This is a genomic window from Xenorhabdus sp. Sc-CR9 (genome assembly GCF_963897815.1).
GTDB lineage: Bacteria > Pseudomonadota > Gammaproteobacteria > Enterobacterales > Enterobacteriaceae > Xenorhabdus.
Genome location: NZ_CAWQTY010000108.1, coordinates 1 through 22,053, shown reverse-complemented (window position 1 = coordinate 22,053; position 22,053 = coordinate 1). Strand labels below are relative to the sequence as shown.

At 45.4% G+C, this 22,053-nt stretch carries 20 protein-coding genes; 10 read left to right on the top strand and 10 right to left on the bottom strand.

The window, feature by feature from the left end; genetic code table 11:
- The first annotated feature begins 118 nt into the window (after window positions 1-118).
- Entirely contained in the window at window positions 119-391 is a 273-nt protein-coding gene (locus AACQ81_RS04880) for an NAD(P)-dependent oxidoreductase (RefSeq protein WP_237386533.1), read from the top strand.
- Window positions 392-699: 308 nt separating this feature from the next.
- On the opposite strand, the gene tldD is transcribed toward AACQ81_RS04880, so the two are convergent.
- The 8 genes from tldD to mreB form a co-directional block, all read right to left on the bottom strand.
- On the bottom strand, window positions 700-2,145 hold the full coding sequence (gene tldD / locus AACQ81_RS04875) for a metalloprotease TldD (RefSeq protein ID WP_237386532.1): 1,446 nt from the start codon (window positions 2,143-2,145) through the stop codon (window positions 700-702).
- Window positions 2,146-2,162: 17 nt separating this feature from the next.
- A complete protein-coding gene (nit1, locus tag AACQ81_RS04870) occupies window positions 2,163-3,011 on the bottom strand; it encodes a deaminated glutathione amidase (protein ID WP_237386531.1) in 849 nt (282 codons plus the stop codon).
- Window positions 3,008-6,826 carry an AsmA2 domain-containing protein YhdP gene (yhdP, locus tag AACQ81_RS04865; protein ID WP_237386530.1) on the bottom strand — a complete coding sequence of 1,273 codons (3,819 nt, stop codon included), beginning with the start codon at window positions 6,824-6,826 and terminating at the stop codon, window positions 3,008-3,010. Before yhdP ends, nit1 begins: the two co-directional genes overlap by 4 nt.
- Before the next feature lie 90 nt (window positions 6,827-6,916).
- Window positions 6,917-8,386 (bottom strand): ribonuclease G, encoded by a 1,470-nt coding sequence (gene rng, locus AACQ81_RS04860; RefSeq protein ID WP_237386529.1) that lies wholly within the window; start codon window positions 8,384-8,386, stop codon window positions 6,917-6,919.
- Entirely contained in the window at window positions 8,383-8,970 is a 588-nt protein-coding gene (locus tag AACQ81_RS04855) for a Maf family protein (RefSeq protein WP_237386528.1), read from the bottom strand. The genes rng and AACQ81_RS04855 overlap by 4 nt, the downstream gene beginning before the upstream one ends.
- An 87-nt stretch (window positions 8,971-9,057) precedes the next feature.
- Window positions 9,058-9,546, bottom strand: coding sequence for a rod shape-determining protein MreD (gene mreD / locus AACQ81_RS04850; RefSeq protein ID WP_092549227.1), 489 nt, complete (start codon window positions 9,544-9,546; stop codon window positions 9,058-9,060).
- Window positions 9,546-10,595 (bottom strand): rod shape-determining protein MreC, encoded by a 1,050-nt coding sequence (gene mreC, locus AACQ81_RS04845; protein ID WP_237386527.1) that lies wholly within the window; start codon window positions 10,593-10,595, stop codon window positions 9,546-9,548. The genes mreD and mreC overlap by 1 nt, the downstream gene beginning before the upstream one ends.
- 109 nt (window positions 10,596-10,704) lie before the next feature.
- Window positions 10,705-11,748 (bottom strand): rod shape-determining protein MreB, encoded by a 1,044-nt coding sequence (mreB, locus tag AACQ81_RS04840; protein WP_237386526.1) that lies wholly within the window; start codon window positions 11,746-11,748, stop codon window positions 10,705-10,707.
- Window positions 11,749-12,481: 733 nt separating this feature from the next.
- Between mreB and AACQ81_RS04835 the strand changes: the two genes are divergently transcribed.
- The 9 genes from AACQ81_RS04835 (at window position 12,482) to fis (ending at window position 20,405) form a co-directional block, all read left to right on the top strand.
- Window positions 12,482-13,456, top strand: a complete 975-nt coding sequence (locus AACQ81_RS04835; protein WP_237386525.1) for an MDR family oxidoreductase — start codon at window positions 12,482-12,484, stop codon at window positions 13,454-13,456.
- 155 nt (window positions 13,457-13,611) lie between these two features.
- Window positions 13,612-14,064: a type II 3-dehydroquinate dehydratase gene (aroQ, locus tag AACQ81_RS04830; protein ID WP_237386524.1), complete on the top strand. Its 453-nt coding sequence runs from the start codon at window positions 13,612-13,614 to the stop codon at window positions 14,062-14,064.
- Window positions 14,065-14,091: 27 nt separating this feature from the next.
- Window positions 14,092-14,538, top strand: a complete 447-nt coding sequence (accB, locus tag AACQ81_RS04825; RefSeq protein ID WP_237386523.1) for an acetyl-CoA carboxylase biotin carboxyl carrier protein — start codon at window positions 14,092-14,094, stop codon at window positions 14,536-14,538.
- 12 nt (window positions 14,539-14,550) lie between these two features.
- Window positions 14,551-15,900, top strand: a complete 1,350-nt coding sequence (gene accC / locus AACQ81_RS04820; RefSeq protein WP_237386522.1) for an acetyl-CoA carboxylase biotin carboxylase subunit — start codon at window positions 14,551-14,553, stop codon at window positions 15,898-15,900.
- Between the two features lie 336 nt (window positions 15,901-16,236).
- Window positions 16,237-16,479, top strand: coding sequence for a YhdT family protein (locus tag AACQ81_RS04815; RefSeq protein ID WP_237386521.1), 243 nt, complete (start codon window positions 16,237-16,239; stop codon window positions 16,477-16,479).
- Window positions 16,469-17,914: a sodium/pantothenate symporter gene (gene panF / locus AACQ81_RS04810; RefSeq protein ID WP_237386520.1), complete on the top strand. Its 1,446-nt coding sequence runs from the start codon at window positions 16,469-16,471 to the stop codon at window positions 17,912-17,914. Before AACQ81_RS04815 ends, panF begins: the two co-directional genes overlap by 11 nt.
- A gap of 38 nt (window positions 17,915-17,952) precedes the next feature.
- Window positions 17,953-18,834, top strand: coding sequence for a 50S ribosomal protein L11 methyltransferase (gene prmA, locus AACQ81_RS04805; RefSeq protein ID WP_237386519.1), 882 nt, complete (start codon window positions 17,953-17,955; stop codon window positions 18,832-18,834).
- A gap of 283 nt (window positions 18,835-19,117) precedes the next feature.
- Window positions 19,118-20,101, top strand: coding sequence for a tRNA dihydrouridine synthase DusB (gene dusB, locus AACQ81_RS04800; protein WP_237386518.1), 984 nt, complete (start codon window positions 19,118-19,120; stop codon window positions 20,099-20,101).
- 7 nt (window positions 20,102-20,108) lie between these two features.
- A complete protein-coding gene (fis, locus tag AACQ81_RS04795; RefSeq protein WP_010847912.1) occupies window positions 20,109-20,405 on the top strand; it encodes a DNA-binding transcriptional regulator Fis in 297 nt (98 codons plus the stop codon).
- Between the two features lie 412 nt (window positions 20,406-20,817).
- On the opposite strand, the gene AACQ81_RS04790 is transcribed toward fis, so the two are convergent.
- Together AACQ81_RS04790 and AACQ81_RS04785 are read right to left on the bottom strand one after the other, a co-directional pair.
- Complete coding sequence (locus tag AACQ81_RS04790) at window positions 20,818-21,081, bottom strand: helix-turn-helix domain-containing protein (protein ID WP_092549261.1); 264 nt, start codon at window positions 21,079-21,081, stop codon at window positions 20,818-20,820.
- A gap of 473 nt (window positions 21,082-21,554) precedes the next feature.
- Window positions 21,555-21,941, bottom strand: coding sequence for a hypothetical protein (locus AACQ81_RS04785; protein ID WP_237386517.1), 387 nt, complete (start codon window positions 21,939-21,941; stop codon window positions 21,555-21,557).
- Window positions 21,942-22,053 lie beyond the last annotated feature (112 nt).

The window sequence follows — 22,053 nt, the reverse complement described above, 5'->3', positions numbered from 1 at the left end:
AGGACATCTCAAATGCCGTTAGTTATTATTCCTGATGATTATCAAGAAGCTACAAAACAAATTCAGGCTTTATACCAAAACAGTGACTTTGAAGTCGTTTGCCTCGGTGCCCTTGACCGTGATCCTAAATACCGCACGCTCTGGGTTGATAGAAGCAGGAGCATTAGAAAAAGCACTCGACTTAGGCACTCCCGGCTTTGCTGCATTGGATGTTTTTGATATTGAGCCAATTTGGGATACCAGCCACTCTTTATTACAACGGGATAATGTTCTTTGTAGCCCACATATCGGCTATGTCACAAAAAGCGGCTATGACATTTACTTCGAAAACGCATTTAAAAATATTGAAAAATATTTTTCTGGTGATGAAAGTCATGTAATTAATAAATAATAATTTATTTTTTAACTTTATCCTCCTTTTTCAGAAGGGGGATATCTTGGCACTATACCCAATAGATTTAAAAATGCAGCGCGACGGCGAGGGAACAACAAATTCGTCGGGAACGAATTTGCCCAGCCAAAGGCTGGCCTCTGGTGAGAGGCAAGAGCCTCCCATTAATCCCCAGAAGCATAGATAACCGTATCTTTATAAAAAAGCAGAAAAAGTTCAATCCATCACATTAAACCGCAGTTTTCCTTCCAGCTCTTCTTCCGCCTCTTCAAACAACAATAAGCTATTCAGTCTGTGCTCAAGAAGTATCAGGCTGTTCCGCCTACGGTCAGGTTATCCAGTTTAAGGGTTGGCTGACCAACACCGACCGGAACACTCTGGCCTTCTTTGCCACATACACCGACACCTTTGTCTAGGGCAAGGTCATTGCCAACCATAGAAATTTGCTGCATGGCTTCAATGCCGGAGCCAATCAGTGTTGCTCCTTTCACAGGTTTCGTAATTTTACCATTTTCGATTAAGTAGGCTTCTGAGGTTGAGAAAACAAACTTACCGGACGTGATATCCACCTGGCCACCACCAAAATTCGGAGCATACAGCCCACGGTCAACACTGGCGATAATTTCTTCTGGTGTGGAATTCCCTGCCAGCATATACGTATTGGTCATGCGTGGCATTGGCAGATGCGCATAGGATTCACGGCGACCGTTGCCTGTCGGAGCTACACCCATCAGGCGGGCATTAAGTTTATCCTGCATATAGCCTTTCAGGATGCCATTCTCAATCAGAACGTTGTACTGCCCCGGTACGCCTTCGTCATCAATAGACAATGAGCCACGACGTCCTTCAAGGGTTCCGTCATCTACCACGGTGCAAAGTTCAGAAGCTACCTTTTGACCAATCTGACCAGAGAAAACTGATGTACCACGGCGGTTGAAATCACCTTCCAGACCATGCCCTACCGCTTCATGCAGCAAAACTCCCGGCCAGCCAGCGCCCAATACGACCGGCATCGTACCCGCCGGTGCCGCAACTGCTGACAGATTAATCAGTGCCATGCGAACCGCTTCACGGGCAAATTGATCTGCCAATACTTGACCGTCTTCAGTTTGCAGAAAATATTCGTAGCCGTAACGAGCACCACCACCACTGCCGCCACGTTCACGTTTGCCATCTTCTTCCACCAACACGCTGACGGAAAGACGTACCAATGGACGAATATCTGCGGCTAATGTGCCATCTGTTGCTGCTACCAACATCTGCTCATAAACGCCGCTCAGACTGGCATTGACCTCTTGTACGCGGGAGTCTTCTGCACGGGCAATTTGATCAACCCGATGCAATAAAGCAATTTTTTCTTCCCGACTCATGCTTTGCAATGGGTCAACAGCGGTATAAAGTGCTTTATGCGTAACGGCATCTAACGTATGTGCAACGCCATTGCCGACTTCCCGCACAATGCTTCGCGCTGCCTGCGCACTTTGCTGTAATGCGACCAGTGTAATTTGATCAGCATAAGCAAAACCGGTTTTTTCTCCACTGATCGCGCGAACACCTACACCTTGATCAATATTATAAGAACCATCTTTAATAATGCGGTCTTCCAATACCCATGTTTCATGGTAACTAGATTGGAAGTAGAGATCGGCATAGTCCAGACGACGTTCTGCCAATTGACCCAAAACAGAAAATAAGTCTTGATGATTTAGATTATTAGCAGCCAGTAAGTGTTCACTGACATAAGTTAAACTCATAGTGATTACTCTTTACCTTAATTTGTATTCTTTTTTATCAAAGAAGTCAGTTGTGGGCGGAATCGATTATGTTTGACCACTTTTATCTGTTCACGCATGTGAGTCAGACTATCCCGCCGGATATTAAGCTGTAATGCGCTGACGGTCAGCGGGTTTTTCCTGATAATTTCTCCCCAACCACTCACTGCCATTGAGTGGCCCCATGTTCTGCGAGTGCCGTGTACGCCAACCTGTGCTGGTGCCAAAATAATACATTGACTCTCAATAGCACGTGCTCTCAGCAGTGGTTCCCAATGTGCCTTGCCCGTCAGGCGGGTGAAAGCAGCCGGAACAGAGATAAGTTCAGCCCCCTGCTCACGCAATGCCTGAAATAACCCGGGAAAACGCAAATCATAACAGATAGTCATGCCCAAACGACCAACGGGTGTATCAACAACGGTAATGTGTTCTCCACGCTGGTAAATGGTGGATTCGTTATAAGCACCATGTTCATCGTTGATATTGACATCGAACATGTGGATTTTATCGTAGCGGGCACGGATTTTACCCTGATCATCAAACAACAGGCTACTGCTCGTGATGCGGGAAGGATCTTCCCGACTGATCATTGGCATGGAACCAATCAGCAACCAAATGCCGTAACGCTGTGCCATCTCACTGACCGCTTGTTGCAATGGCCCATTTCCCTGCACTTCTGCATATTGGCGGTAGGTTTCAGCATCGGCGAACAGCAACGCATTTTCCGGGGTCAGAATTAATTTTACTGTGTCTGGCAGTTGCTTAATCTGTTGTTCGATTTGCGCTAAATTATATTTAACATTCGTTCCACTACATAATTGTAAAAGTGCAACATTAACGTTTCTCATGACCCTTTATTCTCCTTAAGCTGACGTAAAACTTCATCAATTTTAGGCTGTTCGAGACTACCCGTTAACCGATAGCGAATCACTGATACCTTATTCCATAGCGGTCCCAGCACTTTTGTTGCCGCAAAAACTGCTGCACCAGCCACCGGATTGACGGCAAAGGCTGTCGCTACTCCCACCGTTGTCGAAATTTCTGGTGTAATCACCAGATCCATATTGGTCTGACGATGAACTAAGTCTGTCCATCCTTTGGCATTAATATCTGCTGCTAATCCATCAATGAGGAAATTATCGGTATGCATAACGCCATTTTTTATCGTTGCGTCGCCACGAATGGCATCAAAGTTGAAATCATTACCGAATGTATCACTGAAATCCAATTGTAATTTACGCAACAAGGCGTCAAAGCTGATAAGTCTCAGTAATTGCCCTGCCCTGCCACCACCCAGTTTGGCGATAGCCCCTTTTTTCATATTTCCAGTCAAGGTCCCGTTCAGTGTCTTGAGATCCGGCTGCCACGGAACATCTTGCCACCTCATGTTAAAATCAAAGTTGAAAGGCGCATCAATAATCGGAACGATGAACCCCAGATAAGCGGCCATGTCATCGAATTTTTCTCCCGATAATTGCCCTTTGGCTTGGGTATGGCTTCCGGTGTCACTCTCATACCACCGACCGGATAAGGTCAGCTTCCCAGCACTGTTCTCCACTTGTCCATTGGTCAGAATCAAGGAATCACCTTCCGGCTTGATCGACGCAGTTACTTTGCCGAGTTTTAGTCCAGCAATCCAGCATTCTGCGCATATAATATTCAGTGACGGCCAATTATCCAGAGAATAATGAGGTGATGATGCTTTATTTAACGTTAACTTGTCGGCATCAACTACTGGATCTGCCACAAACCGTGGATCGTAATAAAGATAATTGATTGATGCCTGCATTGGTTTATTTTTTTGAATAAACAGACTGCCGTCAATCTCTTCACCGACCGCGCTGACATTCATGCCATCCGCTTGTCGGACGACATTGAATGCCAGCTGATTCCAGCGCTGTCCAGCAAGATCCAGTGAAGGTAAAGAAATTTCAAATACGTTTGTCCACAGCAAACCATTATCTGCCGATGAATGCCGGCTCAAAGGCTCAATTAACGCCAACAGTTTTTCGCCATCAATTGCAGGTAATTCTAACGCCAACAACGATTTTTTCGGCAACGCCGGGACTCCTTCGCCATCCGTTGTCAGAATACCCCGTTGCAAGCGGGTATGTTTTTCCTTCAACATCCATTGGGTGTTGAACGCGTATCGTTCACCGATTGAGCCTTTCATCTGGAGTTGATCCAGATCGCCGGCAGCAAGGATATTAACGTTATTCCATTTCCGCAGAGATGGTGTATCCAATACCGGTAATTTACTGTTGATATGTGACAAGTCGGCATCTATTGCAACACGGTATTTCACCTTATCCTCTGAGGATAGATCACTTGAAGGTATTATAATATTTACCTTACCCAGCCAATTCAGTCTTCCAGATAGCTTACTGCGGATCTCGGCAGGCAGTTCCGGTAATGTCTGTGCCGCCCAATGTGCCCCCAAGTTCACATCTACCTGATAATGTTTAGGCAAATCTTTGGTAGAAAAACGCAGGGATAACGGATTTCCAAACCAATGGGCAGACAGCGAGTCACTGGTTAAATTACCATTGTCAAAGCGGAACTTACCGCTGAGGTGTTCCATTTTGCTATCCAATGGCTTGATGAACAGTTGGGTATCTTTCAGCACCACCTCACCACTCGCATTAACGTCACCCTGCTCCAAGGGAATGTCCAGATGGAGTCTGCCATCCACTTTTCCCTCAAGCTGCAAGCTATCCAATGCGCTGCCAATCGAACCCGCCAATGGGCTGTGATTAAAATAATCGTGGATGTTTTTCCCATCGCCGGATAATTCAGCATCAATGAACAGTTTATCCTGACCATAATCAGGGATCACCGCCGAAACTTGGTGGGCGTCCACCCGGCCTAATCTCGCTTTCTGGGTCTGCATCCACAATCCGTTATTCTGGAAATTCAGGTCAATATCCAGATCCAGCAGGGCTGGCCAGTCAGGTTGATACTGAAAGGTTGCATTGTGCAAAGGAACAAAGACCTGAAATTGGCCGTTGTTTTGTTTAAATGGAAAATCATGGGGATTGCCATGAAAAATCAAAGTCGCCTTATCGACCTTTCCCTCAATCAAAGATTCTGTCAGATAATCCGTCAGCGCTTCCCCCATCAGTGGTTTAGGAAAATAACGCCATGCCTCACCTAAATCATTAAGTCGGATCCCCGCGAGCATTTCCAGCACAGGCGGGGCAGCTTGCGGTTGCTGATAGCGGAAATCCCCGTTGAACCACAGTGATTTGGCCTGTAGATCCAGCCCCTTCCCCCATAAATCCAGGCCATGACGATCATTTTTCCACTCAATGCGCCCTTTGCTGTCGACGATATTGAGCGGAGCCTGAAACATGTTCCCATAATCAATGGTACTGTTTTGCAATTTGAATTTGAAAGTTCCCCACTGCTTATTACCATCTAACATGCCGCTGAAGTGGCTGACGGAAGGCAATTCTTTCCAGCGTAACCAGCTTATATCCTGCCATTCCATACTTATTCCCATCTCTTCGGGAAGTTCTGGCGTAATATCGAGGGCAAAATTATTGAGCATTCCTTTCGGCTGCCGGTATTGCCAATCTTTGACAACATCAGGTGTTAAAAAAGAGAGCGTCGGCAATATGCCATTTAAACGTTCAAGCTGAATGTTTTCGGCACGAATGCGCCAGTGATCTTTACTTTGGTATTGACGGGACTGATTAAGATAAAGCGCTTTGATATACCCTTCAGTCCATTGCTGGTTATCGGTTTTCAGGTTTGATAAATTGGGAATATTGAATAACCAGCCTTCCCCCTGACGACGCATTTTCAAGAGTAAATCATTAACTGCAAGCTGGTGTTTTTCATTCCCAACATGCCAGTCAGCCGTCCCTTGTTTGAGTTGCAGGTGCGCGCTATCAATGCGCCCATTTTGCAAATTAATCCAGCTCGCCAAGCTGAAATGGGCATTTTCCAGCCCCGTGTTATCCTTCAACCAACGGCTTAGCCATAGCCGCATGTCAATATCATCGGCCTGCAAATAAATCCTGCCACTCTTGATAAATCCATCAGTATCTGTCAGGTCTAGCTTTACCTGAACAACACCTTCCTGACCATTAATCGAAGACAGGCTTACACTGCCTTGTGCCCGATGGCGGTTGTCTTTATTCAGCCACGTAAGCTGTGGCAACAGTAAATCAGCTTTTTCACCGGATGGCGTCAAAAAGCTGAATCGACTATCGTTCAGATCAAAATGGTTAAATTGTTCAAGAAATAAAGAAGAGACGTCGTCTGGTTCTGAAAGCAGACTATCGCCATCTTGCCCAAACAGAGCCTTGTTATAGTTAACCTGAAGCTGGTAAAAGGACAGATCACGAAAATACCAACGTCGTTGCAAAAGAGAGCGCCAGACATCCAGAGAAAGTACTATCTTTTTGGCATGGATATCGGCGTTTTCAGCTTTCGCGCTGATATCACGAATTTCCAGACTGGGGCCAAATGACTCCCAGTGACCACTGATGTAACCAATATTGACAGGTATATCTGTCACCGCAGTAATTTTCTCAGATAATTGCTGACGATATTCATTAATATGTGGCAGGAAGAAACGCAATCCACTGACAAGCAAAGCCACAATGATAATGACTATTGCGGCTATCGCTAATAATATGCCCGGCAGTCGCCTCACACATGTCTCCTTGGTGCCAGCGTTGTAGCGTTATATCAATATGCAAACAGATGTCTGCAAGCTCATGTTTACATCGTAACTATTTCATGACTACATCATAATCACATCAAATTGTTCCTGACTGTAAAGCTGCTCTGTCTGTACTTTGACCTGTTTACCCACAAAAATTTCTACTTCTGCCAATGCGTGAGATTCATCCCCTTTCAGGACTTCACTAACGGCAGGAGAGGCGTAAACCAGAAAACGATTTGCATTAATGGCACGATTAACACGCACTATTTCACGCAATATTTCATAACATACGGTTTCAACCGATTTCACTGTGCCGCGTCCCTGACAAGTCGGGCAGCTATCACACAAGATATGTTCGAGGCTCTCCCTTGTACGCTTGCGCGTCATCTCCACCAGACCCAGTTGAGAGAAGCCATTGATGGTTGTTTTCACTCGATCTTTACTTAATGCCAGATCCAAGGAAGCCAATACACGACGACGATGCTCTTCATTATCCATATCAATAAAATCAATGATAATGATACCACCCAAGTTGCGCAGCCTTAATTGTCGGGCGATGGTTTGTGTTGCTTCAATATTGGTACTAAAGATAGTTTCTTCCAAATTACGGTGCCCGACAAAAGCCCCCGTATTAATATCGATTGTGGTCATGGCTTCTGTCTGATCAATAATCAGATAACCACCCGACTTTAATTCCACTTTACGCTCTAGCGCCCGCTGAATTTCATTTTCCACGCCATAGAGATCGAATATTGGTTGCTCCCCCTGAAAATATTCCAGCTTGGCGTTCATCTCAGGAATATATTCATCAATGAACTCCTGCAATTGAATAAATGTCAGGCGCGAATCAACCCGAATGCGATCAAGGGAAGCACCGACAAAATCACGCAAAATACGCTGAGCCAGAGCCAGTTCACCGTATACTTTATTTTTGGTGATATTACGTTTCTTGCGCTCAATGACCTTACTCCACAAGCGCTTTAAAAATGCCGCATCCTGCGCAATTTCTTCTGCTCCCACACCTTCGGCAGCAGTACGGATAATAAACCCACCATGTTCATCACAGTAATCTATGACAATGCTTTTCAGACGTTCACGTTCTTCTTCACTCTCGATTCGCTGTGAAACACCCACATGCGATGCTCCCGGCATAAATACCAGATAACGTGATGGTAAAGTGATATCCGTTGTCAAACGGGCACCTTTTGTACCAAGGGGATCTTTCACTACCTGAACAATTAAATCCTGTCCTTGGTGTACCAACTTGGAAATATCCCTGACATGGAAATTTTTCCGTTCCTCACCTGCAATACATTCAGTATGAGGCATAATATCTGAAGCATGTAAAAAAGCGGCCTTTTCCAGTCCGATATCCACAAAAGCCGCCTGCATTCCGGGTAAAACCCGACTCACGCGACCTTTATAAATATTCCCGACAATGCCCCTTCTGGCTTCCCGTTCAATATGGATTTCTTGCAATACACCGCCATCAATATAAGCAACCCGCGTTTCGGATGGCGTTACATTGACTAATAACTCTGCTGTCATGAATAATTTTTCCCGTCAGCTAACGCTAAAAATCGTGTGATTAATTCATACGTTTCCACCAGTGGCAAGCCGACAACAGCATGGTAACTGCCATTTATTTTTCTGACAAAACAACCGCCCTTACCTTGAATGCCATAAGCTCCGGCTTTATCCATCGGCTCCCCAGTTGCGATATATTCCTGTATTTCCCGTTGGGATAACTGGCGGAATGTCACATCTGTAATGACTGTTTCGCTGAGGACACATTGACTGTTCGCTAAAGCAACAGCGGTTATGACTTGGTGGCTCTGGCCTGATAAAGCACTGAGCATTTTTGTGGCATGTAGCTGATCGCGAGGTTTTTCCAAAATGCAGTTATCTAATACGACAATAGTATCAGCCCCCAAAACAGGGTAATCATGCGGTGCCAGTGCAACCCCGGCCTGAGATTTTTCTCTGGCCAGTCGAGTAACATATTGCTGCGGAGACTCTCCTTCACGCCATTTTTCTTCGACCTGAGGTGTCAGGATCTCAAAATTAAAATCTAACAATCCCACCAACTCACGCCGTCTTGGTGAGCCAGAAGCTAAATAAATGGTTTTCATTGTGAGTCATCCTTAGAACCTATCCCAGTAAACTATTTTATTTGCAGTAGGCTCTTAATATCAGTTCATTTAATACAGAAACCGCCTTTAGCGAACTGAAAATTGGCGGCGGATTTTCCGCATTAATAAGAATAGCCAGGGCCAGAGAATACCATTGACCAAACCATTCCAGAACACTTCAGGATGGAAGGTTGTCTTCGGTAATAAAGCATGGGCTAAGAAAACACAAATGTTCATCAATGTTGAAAGCCCCATGACAACCAAGGCTTGCTGCCAAAGAGCCATATTCCGAATAAGCTGAAATTTGAAGGCCATCAAAAAACTGATCAGGCTAAACGCCAGAGCATGTGCTCCCAGAATACTTCCATGCAATAAGTCAATGATGAGTCCCAACACAAATCCGGTGCCGACACTGACACGATGGGGAAGTGCAAGCAGCCAGTAAACTAAGCACAACATTAATAACGTGGGCCGGAACATAAAAAACTGTTCCGGCCACGGCATAATTTGTAACACTATTGCTATCAGGAAAGATAACCAAATGACCCAACGTCCTTTGCTATGGTACTGGCTCATTAGCGATTTCCTGTAGCTGTTGATGGCGGTTTTGATGATGGCTTTTCTGCCGATGTTGTTGCTGATGGCGCTTGATTTGCCCCTTTCGCTTTATCCGTACCCTCCTTCGGCGTCAGCAATTGTGGTTGTTCTATTGATTGATTAGGCAGTACTTGTGGCAACATCTGCATCAAACGCTCATTGGCTGCACGGTAGACTCCCGAAGGTGGCATGGGTTCAGATGGGTTATTATCAGCCCCCCACAATAGCAGCAGATAACGTAAGCGTCGCAATTCAGCCAATGGGCGCGCATGGATAACAGCATGAGCCCGCTGATTGTCTATTTTGACAGAAGAAACTACTGCTACGGGATAACCTTCCGGGAAACGTCCCCCAAGACCGGACGTCACTAAAACATCACCGACACGAATGTCCGTATCACTTGGCAGGGGTTCTAACTGAAGGTCGTCCGAACAGCCCGTACCACCGGCAATCACACGAACATCATTGCGCAGCACCTGCACAGGCAGTGCATGAGTTGGATCGCAAATCAGTAATATCCGGCTGCTCAACTGACTCACCGAAATAACTTGCCCCACAACTCCCCGATCACTGATGGCGGGTTGCCCTTCATATACCCCATCTTTGGCACCTTTATCGATGACAACTTGATCACGATAAGGATCCATACCCCCTGAAAGCACCTGAGATACCATCATATGTTCATCACGGCGCAGTGGCGATCCCAGTAATTCACGCAGACGGGCATTTTCATGCTTCAGTTGATCCAACAGTAACAGCTTACTGCTCTGCAACCGCAATTCATTACGCAGGGTACGATTCTCCAGCTCAAGGTGATTGTGGCTGGTCAACGATTCAGAGATACCGTCCAAAAATTGGCGCGGCCCATTAGCAAGAAAATAGAAAGGACTCACAGCCGTATCCATATAGCTACGGACTTTATTGAAAACACCAAGACGGCTGTCTACTACAACCAAAATAATGGCAATAATAACAGCAAAAAAGAGTCGTAATTGCAGAGAAGGTCCTCTGCTGAAAATCGGCTTCATAAATTGCGCATTGTTGAGCTGTATTGTCTCATACGAGGTAAAACTCCTGAACAGTCAGCAAGGAGGCATTCGTAAAACACACCAAGCCCCCCAGCTTGCAGAGTTATTTTCAGTCTTCGCTGAACAGATCGCCACCATGCATGTCGATCATTTCCAGCGCCTTGCCACCACCACGGGCAACACAGGTAAGTGGGTCTTCAGCTACAATGACAGGAATGCCTGTTTCTTCCATCAGCAATCTATCAAGATTACGCAACAACGCCCCACCACCGGTCAGGACCATACCCCGTTCAGAGATATCGGAAGCCAATTCTGGCGGACACTGTTCCAGAGCCACCATGACCGCACTGACAATACCAGTCAATGGTTCTTGCAGGGCTTCAAGAATTTCATTGGAATTCAGAGTAAAGCTGCGAGGCACACCTTCTGCCAGATTCCGGCCACGCACTTCAATTTCATGTACTTCATCCGTTGGGTAGGCAGAACCGATTTCGTGTTTAATACGTTCTGCTGTTGCTTCCCCAATCAGGGAGCCATAGTTACGACGAACGTAGTTGATGATAGCTTCATCAAAACGGTCGCCACCGATACGGACAGAAGAAGAATAAACTACCCCATTGAGGGAGATAACGGCAACTTCAGTGGTACCCCCACCAATATCCACTACCATTGAGCCTGTTGCCTCAGAAACTGGCAGACCTGCACCGATGGCGGCCGCCATTGGCTCTTCAATCAAAAATACCTCGCGGGCACCTGCGCTTTGGGCAGATTCACGAATGGCACGGCGCTCAACCTGAGTCGCTCCTACAGGTACACAAACCAGTACGCGCGGACTTGGGCGCATAAAACTATTGTTGTGAACCTGTTTAATAAAATGCTGCAACATCTTTTCCGTGACATAAAAATCAGCAATCACCCCATCTTTCATTGGACGGATAGCTGCGATATTACCCGGAGTTCGTCCCAGCATCTGCTTTGCTTCAAGTCCTACTGCTGCAACGCTTTTTGGTGAACCCGCTCTGTCCTGCCGGATAGCCACAACAGAAGGTTGATCCAATACTATTCCCTGACCTTTGACATAAATAAGGGTATTGGCAGTACCCAAGTCAATGGACAAGTCGTTGGAAAACATGCCACGAAATTTCTTTAACATAACGAAAGGATAATCCTGCAAGCTGGGGACGGAGATTGTCCGTCTACTCTACCAACCACATGAAGCAGCGACAAGGCGCATGGTTAACTACTTTTACTACTTCAATAAAAGTGGCTACGTTATTCACATCAGAAATACGATATTCTACGTTACTTTTCTCTAACGGAGCAGAAAAAAACTGCATAAAAATAGGCTAATTTCACCAATAATCTCATCACAACATCCCAAAATGACCTAATGAATCAAAAAAACAACATTATAGTGCATATTGAAATGCAGCCACCCCGCTTTTCAGGCTTCTATATTGCCCTATCATCATTTCAGCAAGTTCAACCAAAATTCATATTCTCTCAAAAATTTTATTCTTCCCCATGAAAGTAATAAAGTCTGTTTTAAGTATAAAAGTAATAGATGAATTTGGTGATAATTACGGTAATCTTTACCCAAATATCGTCACTTTCAGCAGCAATCGAAAAAAATAAGGATTATTCTGAACCCATTATCTAAGGCACTCTCCTTATTGTTATCCTGTATATTATTATCTTTTACGGTGCCATCCTGCACAAAAATAAGTAACCACAGTTTTACCGCTCTCTATCACAATATTGTTGCCTGCCCGTTTCAGCTCATCAGATTTTATCTATATTGTGGTGAAATATCGTGGTGAAACAAAAAATTATAGTGATGCCAAACAGGTAATGGTGTCAGATAGATATCCATCCGGAGAATGCACATGAAAGCCTTATTACTTGACCAACAAGAAACATTGTCAGCATCCATCCAAGATATTGATGCATCTCAGTTGCCATCAGGTGATGTGACCGTTGATATTCATTGGTCAACGCTTAATTACAAAGATGCCCGGGCCATTACCGGTACAGGGAAAATCGTCCGTCAATTTCCGATGGTTCCAGGAATAGATTTTTCCGGTGCCGTTCATCACTCAGAAGATCCCCGTTTTCATGTCGGCCAGCATGTTTTGCTGACTGGGTGGGGTGCAGGAGAAACCCACTGGGGCGGGCTGGCAGAACAAGCGAAAGTGCCTGGAGACTGGCTGACACCATTACCACAAGGATTAAATACCAGACAAGCCATGATCATCGGCACAGCAGGCTTTACCGCTATGCTATGTGTTATGGCACTGGAACAAGGGGAAGTGACACCTGAAAATGGAGACATTGCCGTCACAGGTGCCAGCGGTGGTGTGGGTAGTACAGCGATTACCCTGTTGTCACAATTGGGTTATTCCGTTGTCGCAATCAGCAGCAAACCTGATAGTCATGATTACCTTCTCTCACTGGGTGCAAAAGAAGTTTTACCCACCAGTGATTTCAACCGGCCATCTCGTCCGTTGGAGAAACAACGTTGGGCGGGTGTCATTGATACCCTTGGTGGCACGGTATTAGCGACTTTATTAGCACAAGTAAACTACAACGGGGTGGTCGCGGCCTGCGGTCTGGCGAGTGACAGCCAGCTTTCTGCCACCGTGATGCCCTTTATTTTGCGCAATATTCGTTTACAGGGCGTTGAATCGGTCACAGTTGCCGCCTCAAAACGTCCTGCCATTTGGCAACGGTTGCAAAAACTACTTCCCGATTCCTTTTATCAGCAAACTGCTAATGAAATCACATTAGAACAAGTATTCGAGCACGCTAATAAATTGATAAACAATCAGTCTACTGGCAGAACCATCGTGAAAATGCGCTGATAAGACCAGTATTTAGCTGCTAAATGCCTCGATATGTTTATAATGTCGGACTTCATCGTCAGATTTACAAATCTAGCTATCAGAAAGAGATGACAAACCGTCAACATCGAGTTATCTTGGTCGATTGTTGACAGATTGCCGGAGATACCAGCACAATGGCAGACAAGTTTCGCATTTTACTCTTGAATGGCCCCAACCTCAACCTGTTGGGAACACGAGAGCCAGAGACCTACGGCAAGTTAACGCTTGATGATATCGTTAACAAACTGTCAAAAGAAGCTCACCAATCGGGGGTTGAATTATCCCATCTGCAATCCAATGCAGAATCTGAACTGATTGAAAGAATTCATTCAGCGCGGGGACATACTGATTTTATTTTGATTAACCCCGCAGCATACACGCATACCAGCGTGGCACTACGCGATGCTCTTCTGGCGGTGAATATCCCATTTATTGAAATTCACCTCTCCAACGTGCATGCCCGTGAACCATTCCGCCATCACTCATATCTTTCTGATATTGCAGTGGGCGTAATCTGCGGGTTAGGTGCAGATGGTTATAGTTTCGCATTACAGGCAGCGGTCAACCGCTTGTCAACATCCAACTAATTTATATAAGAGTACGGAATCACACTCATGGATATTCGTAAGATAAAAAAACTGATTGAGCTGGTCGAAGAATCTGGTATTTCTGAACTGGAAATTTCTGAAGGTGAAGAATCAGTGCGCATCAGCCGCACAACCGTTGCTCCAGCGATGCCAGTAACTCAGCAATATATCTCTGCGCCTGTTCAGCAGCCAGTACAAACCGCTGCTCCAGCCGCCGCTGACAAGCCTGCGGAAATTAGCGGTCACATAGTTCGTTCCCCAATGGTCGGTACTTTCTATCGTTCACCAAGCCCTGATGCGAAACCTTTCATTGAAGTCGGCCAGCATGTTAATCAGGGTGAAACCCTATGCATCGTTGAAGCGATGAAAATGATGAACCAGATCGACGCTGATAAAACCGGCGTAGTAAAAGCCATTCTGGTTCAAGACGGCCAACCTGTTGAATTCGACGAGCCACTGGTCATCATCGAATAACGAGGCGTCCCCATGCTTGAAAAAATTGTCATTGCTAACCGTGGTGAAATTGCACTGCGTATCCTGAGAGCCTGTAAGGAACTTGGGATCAAAACCGTTGCTGTGCACTCTTCGGCAGATCGTGACCTGAAGCACGTCCTGCTGGCAGACGAAACAGTCTGTATCGGCCCTGCGGCATCAGCAAAAAGTTACCTGAACATTCCCGCCATTATCTCAGCAGCGGAAATTACCTGCGCACAGGCAATCCATCCGGGTTATGGTTTCCTGTCTGAAAACGCTGACTTTGCTGAACAGGTCGAACGTTCCGGTTTTGTTTTCATCGGCCCGAAAGCGGACACCATCCGTTTGATGGGGGATAAAGTTTCCGCTATCAGTGCGATGAAAAAAGCGGGTGTTCCTTGTGTTCCCGGCTCTGACGGCCCATTGGGTGATGATGCCGAGAAGAACAAAACGATTGCAAACCGCATCGGTTATCCGGTGATCATCAAGGCATCAGGCGGTGGCGGCGGTCGTGGTATGCGTGTTGTACGCAGCGACAAAGATCTGGAACAATCCATCGCTATGACCCGCGCAGAAGCCAAAGCAGCTTTCAACAACGATATGGTGTACATGGAGAAATTCCTTGAGAACCCACGTCACGTTGAAATTCAGGTATTGGCTGATGGTCAGGGCAATGCACTCTATCTGGCTGAACGTGACTGCTCCATGCAGCGCCGTCACCAGAAAGTCGTGGAAGAAGCACCTGCACCGGGCATTTCACCAGAGCTACGCCGCAGCATCGGTGAACGCTGTTCCAATGCCTGTATCGAAATCGGCTATCGCGGAGCGGGTACATTTGAATTCCTGTATGAAAACGGTGAATTCTACTTCATTGAGATGAATACCCGCATTCAGGTTGAGCACCCGGTGACTGAAATGATCACTGGCATTGACCTGATCAAAGAGCAGCTGCGCATTGCCTCAGGTATGCCGCTGTCCATCAAACAGGAAGATATCGAGATCGAAGGTCATGCGATCGAATGCCGTATCAACGCGGAAGATCCGAAAAGCTTCCTGCCAAGTCCGGGCAAGATCACCCATTTCCACTCACCGGGCGGGTTTGGTGTACGCTGGGAATCCCATATCTATGCGGGATATACCGTTCCACCTTACTATGACTCCATGATCGGCAAGCTGATTACTTACGGCGAAACCCGTGAAGTGGCGATTGCGCGTATGAAGAACGCACTGGCTGAGTTGATCATCGATGGCATCAAAACCAACATCGACCTGCAACTGGCGATCATGAATGACGAAAACTTCCAGAAAGGCGGAACCAATATCCACTATCTGGAGAAGAAACTGGGCTTGCAAGAGAAATAAAATTTCTTTCTAAGACTCAGACATCATTGTATTAAACAAAAAATCCCATCTTTTGCCGATGGGATTTTTTATCTCTTCAGGGGCAGGGACGGACAAGGACATTCGCACATAAAAATTACTTTTTATACCCAATGAATTTCGGGTTGTAGCGCGAAAGCAGGAGAACGCATCCCAGAGCACAGATAACTGCACGTTTATCAGATATTCTTCTTTCACAATTTGAGGTAGTATTTTGATTTTATACTGATTTCCAAGACACATTTTTCCCCTGAATAAATCTGCATGTTGCCGTACAATTCCCCCCATATTGTTTCATGTAAGTTACCCGGAGAACGGATGGACAGACGATTTGTTCAATCCCATAAAGAAGCGCGTTGGGCAGTATTCCTGACGTTAGCTTATCTTGTTGGTTGGCTGCTGAGTGCCTATCTACCCAGTGATGCCATCGGCATAACTGGATTACCCCACTGGTTTGAACTGGCTTGCCTGTTGCTGCCAGCCTTATTTATCATCCTTTGCTGGTTGATGATCAAATTTATATTCAAGGATATTCCGCTGGAGGATTCTGATGCAAAGTGAAGTAATTTTGCCTCTGCTGGGATATTTGGCGTTGGTTTTTCTGCTATCAATCTATGCTTATCGCCGCCGTCAAACGGGCGATTTCCTGAATGAATACTTTCTCGGCAATCGTTCAATGGGTGGATTTGTTCTGGCAATGACAATTACTGCAACCTATATCAGTGCCAGCTCATTTATCGGGGGACCGGGCGCTGCGTATAAATATGGTATCGGCTGGGTTTTATTGTCGCTGATCCAGCTGCCTGCGATCTGGCTTTCCCTGAGCGTATTAGGGAAAAAATTTGCCATTCTCGCCCGCCGCTACAACGCGGTGACGCTCAATGACATGCTTTATGCACGTTACAAGAGCCGTTTTTTGGTCTGGATTGCCAGCTTGAGCCTGTTAGTTGCCTTCATCGGAGCCATGACCGTGCAATTCATCGGAGGGGCTCGCTTGCTCGAAACGGCTGCGGGGATACCTTACGGCACAGGATTGCTTATTTTCGGTATTTCCATTGCCCTTTACACCGCATTCGGCGGATTCAGGGCCAGTGTTCTCAATGATGCCTTACAAGGGCTGGTGATGCTACTGGGAACTGTCCTATTGCTGGCAGGCATTATCTACAAAGCCGGTGGATTATCCGCTGCGGTCACGACTCTGCGCACAATTGACCCAAATCTGGTTTCACCCCACGGTGCCGATAATATCCTCACAGGACCATTTATGGCGTCCTTCTGGGTCTTGGTCTGCTTTGGCGTGATTGGGCTGCCACATACTGCCGTGCGCTGCATTTCCTACAAAGACAGCAAAGCGGTTCATCGTGGAATTGTTCTCGGTACAATCGTCATGGCAATCCTGATGTTCGGTATGCATCTTGCGGGTGCGCTGGGGCGGGCAATCATTCCTGATCTGACCATCCCCGACCAAGTGATCCCGACGTTGATGATAACCGTACTGCCTCCTGTTGCTGCGGGGATTTTCCTTGCAGCTCCTATGGCAGCCATTATGTCCACCATTAATGCCCAATTGCTGCAATCTTCTGCCACTATCGTTAAAGATCTCTATTTAAATTTGTTTCCAGAACAGATCAAACAAGAGAAAAAGTTGTCCCGTATCTCCAGTTATTCCACCCTATTTCTCGGCGCATTACTGCTGCTGGCTGCATGGCATCCACCAGAGATGATCATTTGGCTAAATCTGCTGGCATTTGGCGGCCTGCAAGCCGTTTTCCTCTGGCCTCTGGTTCTGGGGTTATACTGGGAAAAAGCCAATGCTTACGGAGCGATAAGTTCAATGTTGGTAGGTGCAGCAAGCTATACGCTGCTGGCAACGTTCAATATTCATCTTCTCGGTTTCCACCCCATCGTACCATCACTGTTGCTAAGTTTACTGGCATTCGGGGTCGGGAATATGGTGGGTAATAAACAAATACAACAAACCACTGTGCCTCAATAATCGCAGTGTGACTTTATTTTCACAACAAGAGAATTTTTATGCCTTGGATACAATTAAGATTAAACACCACGGGACAACAAGCTGAAGCATTAGGCGATGAGCTGGTAGAAAGTGGCGCAGTCTCAGTCACTTTTCAGGATAGCCACGATACCCCGATTTTTGAGCCTCTGCCGGGAGAAACCCGCTTATGGGGCGATACAGATATCATCGGCCTGTACGATGCTGAAACGGACATGAAAGAGGTTGTAAGCCAACTGGAGCAGGTTCCACTGCTGGGTAAGGGTTTTACCCACAAAATCGAACAACTGGAAGATAAGGACTGGGAACGCGAATGGATGGATAACTTCCACCCGATGCTTTTCGGCAAGCGTCTGTGGATATGTCCTAGCTGGCGCGAAGTTCCAGAGTCAGATGCAGTCAATGTCATGCTTGATCCGGGGCTGGCATTCGGAACCGGTACTCACCCGACAACCTCTCTTTGCCTGCAATGGCTTGATGGCCTTGAGCTGGAAGGTAAAACTGTTATCGATTTTGGCTGTGGCTCAGGTATCTTGGCTATCGCGGCGCTGAAATTAGGGGCAAAGCAAGCTATCGGCATTGATATCGACCCACAAGCGATTCAAGCGAGTCGTGATAACGCTGAACGTAACGGCGTATCTGACCAGTTAACTCTCTACCTGTCCAAAGATCAGCCCAAAGATCTCGAATGTGACATCGTGATTGCCAACATCTTGGCGGGTCCACTACGTGAATTGGCACCAATCATCGGCTCACTGCCTAAATCTGGTGGATTCTTAGGCTTGTCTGGTGTTCTGGCTAGTCAGGCTGAAGGAGTTGCCCAAGCCTATGACAATGAATTTGTTATCGATCCGATAGCCGAACAAGAAGAATGGTGTCGTATCACAGGGATTAAAAAATAATCAATTAATACCTATTGAAAAGCGAGATTATCCACTAAAATAATTATCCAGGAGGTCTATTGGTGGTAATCCGCTCTCTTTGTGATTAGAAATGTAAGTATTAATAAATTTCACAAATAACATGTAACTGTATGTTATTTAACAAAAATAAACCTGATTTAGGAAAGTCAACTGGAAAAAATCCGTTATAAATATCGATTCGCTCAAAGTTTGGCCTTTCATATCTCGTGAAAAATGCGTAATATACGCGCCCTTAGTCACAGTTGACCACTCTTTCTTCGCTATGCGTATCGGACAATACCAGTTGAAAAACTGTCTTATTGCAGCTCCTATGGCTGGCATAACAGATCGCCCTTTTCGATCTCTTTGCTATCACATGGGTGCAGGAATGGCAGTCTCAGAAATGCTTTCTTCCAATCCTCAGGTTTGGAAGACGGATAAATCCCGGCTGCGTATGGTTCATAGCGACGAACCAGGAGTTCGTTCTGTACAAATTGCCGGAAGTGATCCCGATGAAATGGCGGCGGCGGCGAAAATTAATGTCGACAATGGCGCTCAAATCATCGATATCAATATGGGGTGCCCAGCCAAAAAGGTGAATCGAAAGCTGGCAGGTTCTGCATTACTGCGTTATCCAGAATTGGTTGAAAAAATCCTTTCTGCGGTGGTCAATGCGGTAGATGTTCCGGTCACGCTGAAAATTCGCACAGGTTGGTCACCAGAAGAACGTAACTGTGTGGAAATTGCCCAATTGGCCGAACGTTGTGGTATTCAGGCTCTTACGATACATGGCAGGACACGAACTTGCCTGTTTAATGGTGAGGCCGAATACGACAATATCCGGACAGTTAAGCAGACTGTTGCCATTCCAATTATTGCTAATGGTGACATTACTGACCCGCTAAAAGCCAGAGCAGTGCTTGAATACACCGGGGCTGATGCCCTGATGATAGGCCGCGCTGCTCAGGGAAGACCCTGGATCTTTCGGGAAATCCAGCACTATCTGGAAACAGGAAAATTGCTGCCACCGATGCCCCTTGGCGACGTGCAGCATTTAATGGGCGAGCATATACGAGAACTGCACGACTTTTACGGTCAAGGCAAAGGAGTTCGTATTGCACGCAAGCATGTATCTTGGTATCTCAAGGAACATGCTCCTGCTGACCAGTTTCGGCGCTCATTCAACGCCATTGAGGATGCCAGCGAACAGCTGGAGGCGTTGGAAGCATACTTCGAAAATTTTTGCGTAAATAAAGAAAAGAGCTGACAGAACTATGTTCGAACAACGCGTAAATTCTGATGTACTAACCGTTGCTACTGTAAATTCACAAGATCAGGTAACTCAAAAACCCCTGCGTGACTCAGTTAAACAAGCACTGAAGAACTATTTTGCACAACTGAACGGTCAAGACGTTAATGACCTGTATGAGCTGGTACTGGCTGAAGTAGAACAACCACTGTTGGACATGGTTATGCAGTACACCCGTGGTAACCAAACCCGTGCAGCACTGATGATGGGAATCAACCGTGGTACTCTGCGTAAGAAATTGAAAAAATACGGCATGAACTGATCCTAGTCTTAGATCATGTTGTTAAAGAAGCACTTTCTCTTTTGGGGAAGTGCTTTTTTTGTTTTTGTTTATACAAATGTTTATACATAGTTCACTGAAAAAACCTATAAGCAATAGATAAAATGAGAACATAGACAGAGTAGAAATAGAGCACTACCAACGAACACCTTTGTCGATAAGAAACCAGTACACTAGACGTTCAGAACTATAGAAAGTCACGACGCATTTCGTCGGAAAATATTGAGATGTCTCACTGATATCCTACCAGTAAGAATATTTTCCTGTAACGGTTATCACCTGACCTTTTCACAATAACATCACAGATAGTGCGACCCCATCAACACCAATAATATTCTGTGAGCAATGAAATGAGGTGACTATTTCCCTGATGTTTTTTTTGACATTAAAATAATTATTTTTCTGGTTTTTCACGAACTTTACGTTCAATAAAATTACCATACATATCAAAATAGCGGCTAGGCCAGATTTCAGAGGGATGTATTTCGAGATAGTTAGCGATAATCCATTCACCTTTCGGCCAAGGACGAGAAAGTGTATTCGCTAATGTTGATGAACTGAGTCCCGCTTCACGGGAAACAGCCGCTAAGGTTGTACCGCGCTTACGCAATGCAGCAATAATATCGGCTTGATGCCAGTCTTTTTTTATATCAATCATTCCTGCTACCCCTTCCATTCATTAATATTGATGGTGGTGATTCAGACAGGGTTTGCACTACCGGGAACGATCGTCCGGCGAGGCCGAAGCCTCCCCTGCCTGAACCGCCATTGAATAGGTGCGAGCAGGCGCACTGGCAGAAACGTCCTACCAGTGGATCGTTCTAACAGGGGTGCAAATCCCTGACCACTAGATTTTGCTAATGGCGGGGCTACTTTAACTGATTGGTTTATCTGGTTCAATAAGCGAATCAGTATAAAAACTTAACTTTTTGCGTTATATGCTGTCCAGATGAGATCTGATACCTTTCTACTTTGAGTTCAAGCAAATATGACAGTCAACTCCGTGCTAGTAAAGGATGTTAGGGAGATCCCAAACTCAGAATAATAGTTCTTTCTCCAATCAAATTTTTTGTAACGAAAAAAATAAAGCCAGAATTATTATTCTGGCTATAGGATTAAATAAAAAATCATTTAGTTTTTGCTATTAATTTTAAAGAAAGTATCCCATTGTTTAGCATCATCACTATTCAAAATAACACAAATATCAGTCATGTCTTTTAGTTTTCTTGCACTGTCTTCACCACCAGAGGAAGTAATTAAATCGTAATTTCTTCCATCAATATTTCTTTTAAATTCACCAACACTCTCTGGGCATATTAATTTTTTATTTCCAGCGGAAAACATTCTTATTCCATAGATGAAAAAATCTTTCTCAATCTTGTTTGTGGTCGATGTCATCCATAAGTTCTGGGGAAACATTTTTGGCTGATACTTGTTGCCATTAATTAGAAAATAATGGCTTTTATTATCTATGATCCCAATAGAATAAAGAGAACTATTCACTAAATAGTTTGTCATAATGGTGAGACTCTTATATTTCTCATTTCTTTCCAATCCGTTAACGAAGCCCTTTTCAAAAAAATTTTCACATTACGAATAAGCTGCCACATAAATTGGCAACAATGATTGC

Coding starts and splice junctions, on each gene's coding strand:
- mreB (WP_237386526.1), bottom strand. CDS start 11,748: ATGTTAAAGAAATTTCGTGGCATGTTTTCCAACGACTTGTCCATTGAC.
- aroQ (WP_237386524.1), top strand. CDS start 13,612: ATGGCAGACAAGTTTCGCATTTTACTCTTGAATGGCCCCAACCTCAAC.
- nit1 (WP_237386531.1), bottom strand. CDS start 3,011: ATGAGAAACGTTAATGTTGCACTTTTACAATTATGTAGTGGAACGAAT.
- tldD (WP_237386532.1), bottom strand. CDS start 2,145: ATGAGTTTAACTTATGTCAGTGAACACTTACTGGCTGCTAATAATCTA.
- AACQ81_RS04835 (WP_237386525.1), top strand. CDS start 12,482: ATGAAAGCCTTATTACTTGACCAACAAGAAACATTGTCAGCATCCATC.
- AACQ81_RS04855 (WP_237386528.1), bottom strand. CDS start 8,970: ATGAAAACCATTTATTTAGCTTCTGGCTCACCAAGACGGCGTGAGTTG.
- accB (WP_237386523.1), top strand. CDS start 14,092: ATGGATATTCGTAAGATAAAAAAACTGATTGAGCTGGTCGAAGAATCT.
- dusB (WP_237386518.1), top strand. CDS start 19,118: ATGCGTATCGGACAATACCAGTTGAAAAACTGTCTTATTGCAGCTCCT.
- panF (WP_237386520.1), top strand. CDS start 16,469: ATGCAAAGTGAAGTAATTTTGCCTCTGCTGGGATATTTGGCGTTGGTT.
- AACQ81_RS04790 (WP_092549261.1), bottom strand. CDS start 21,081: ATGATTGATATAAAAAAAGACTGGCATCAAGCCGATATTATTGCTGCA.
- fis (WP_010847912.1), top strand. CDS start 20,109: ATGTTCGAACAACGCGTAAATTCTGATGTACTAACCGTTGCTACTGTA.
- AACQ81_RS04815 (WP_237386521.1), top strand. CDS start 16,237: ATGGACAGACGATTTGTTCAATCCCATAAAGAAGCGCGTTGGGCAGTA.
- prmA (WP_237386519.1), top strand. CDS start 17,953: ATGCCTTGGATACAATTAAGATTAAACACCACGGGACAACAAGCTGAA.
- rng (WP_237386529.1), bottom strand. CDS start 8,386: ATGACAGCAGAGTTATTAGTCAATGTAACGCCATCCGAAACGCGGGTT.
- mreC (WP_237386527.1), bottom strand. CDS start 10,595: ATGAAGCCGATTTTCAGCAGAGGACCTTCTCTGCAATTACGACTCTTT.
- mreD (WP_092549227.1), bottom strand. CDS start 9,546: ATGAGCCAGTACCATAGCAAAGGACGTTGGGTCATTTGGTTATCTTTC.
- accC (WP_237386522.1), top strand. CDS start 14,551: ATGCTTGAAAAAATTGTCATTGCTAACCGTGGTGAAATTGCACTGCGT.
- AACQ81_RS04785 (WP_237386517.1), bottom strand. CDS start 21,941: ATGACAAACTATTTAGTGAATAGTTCTCTTTATTCTATTGGGATCATA.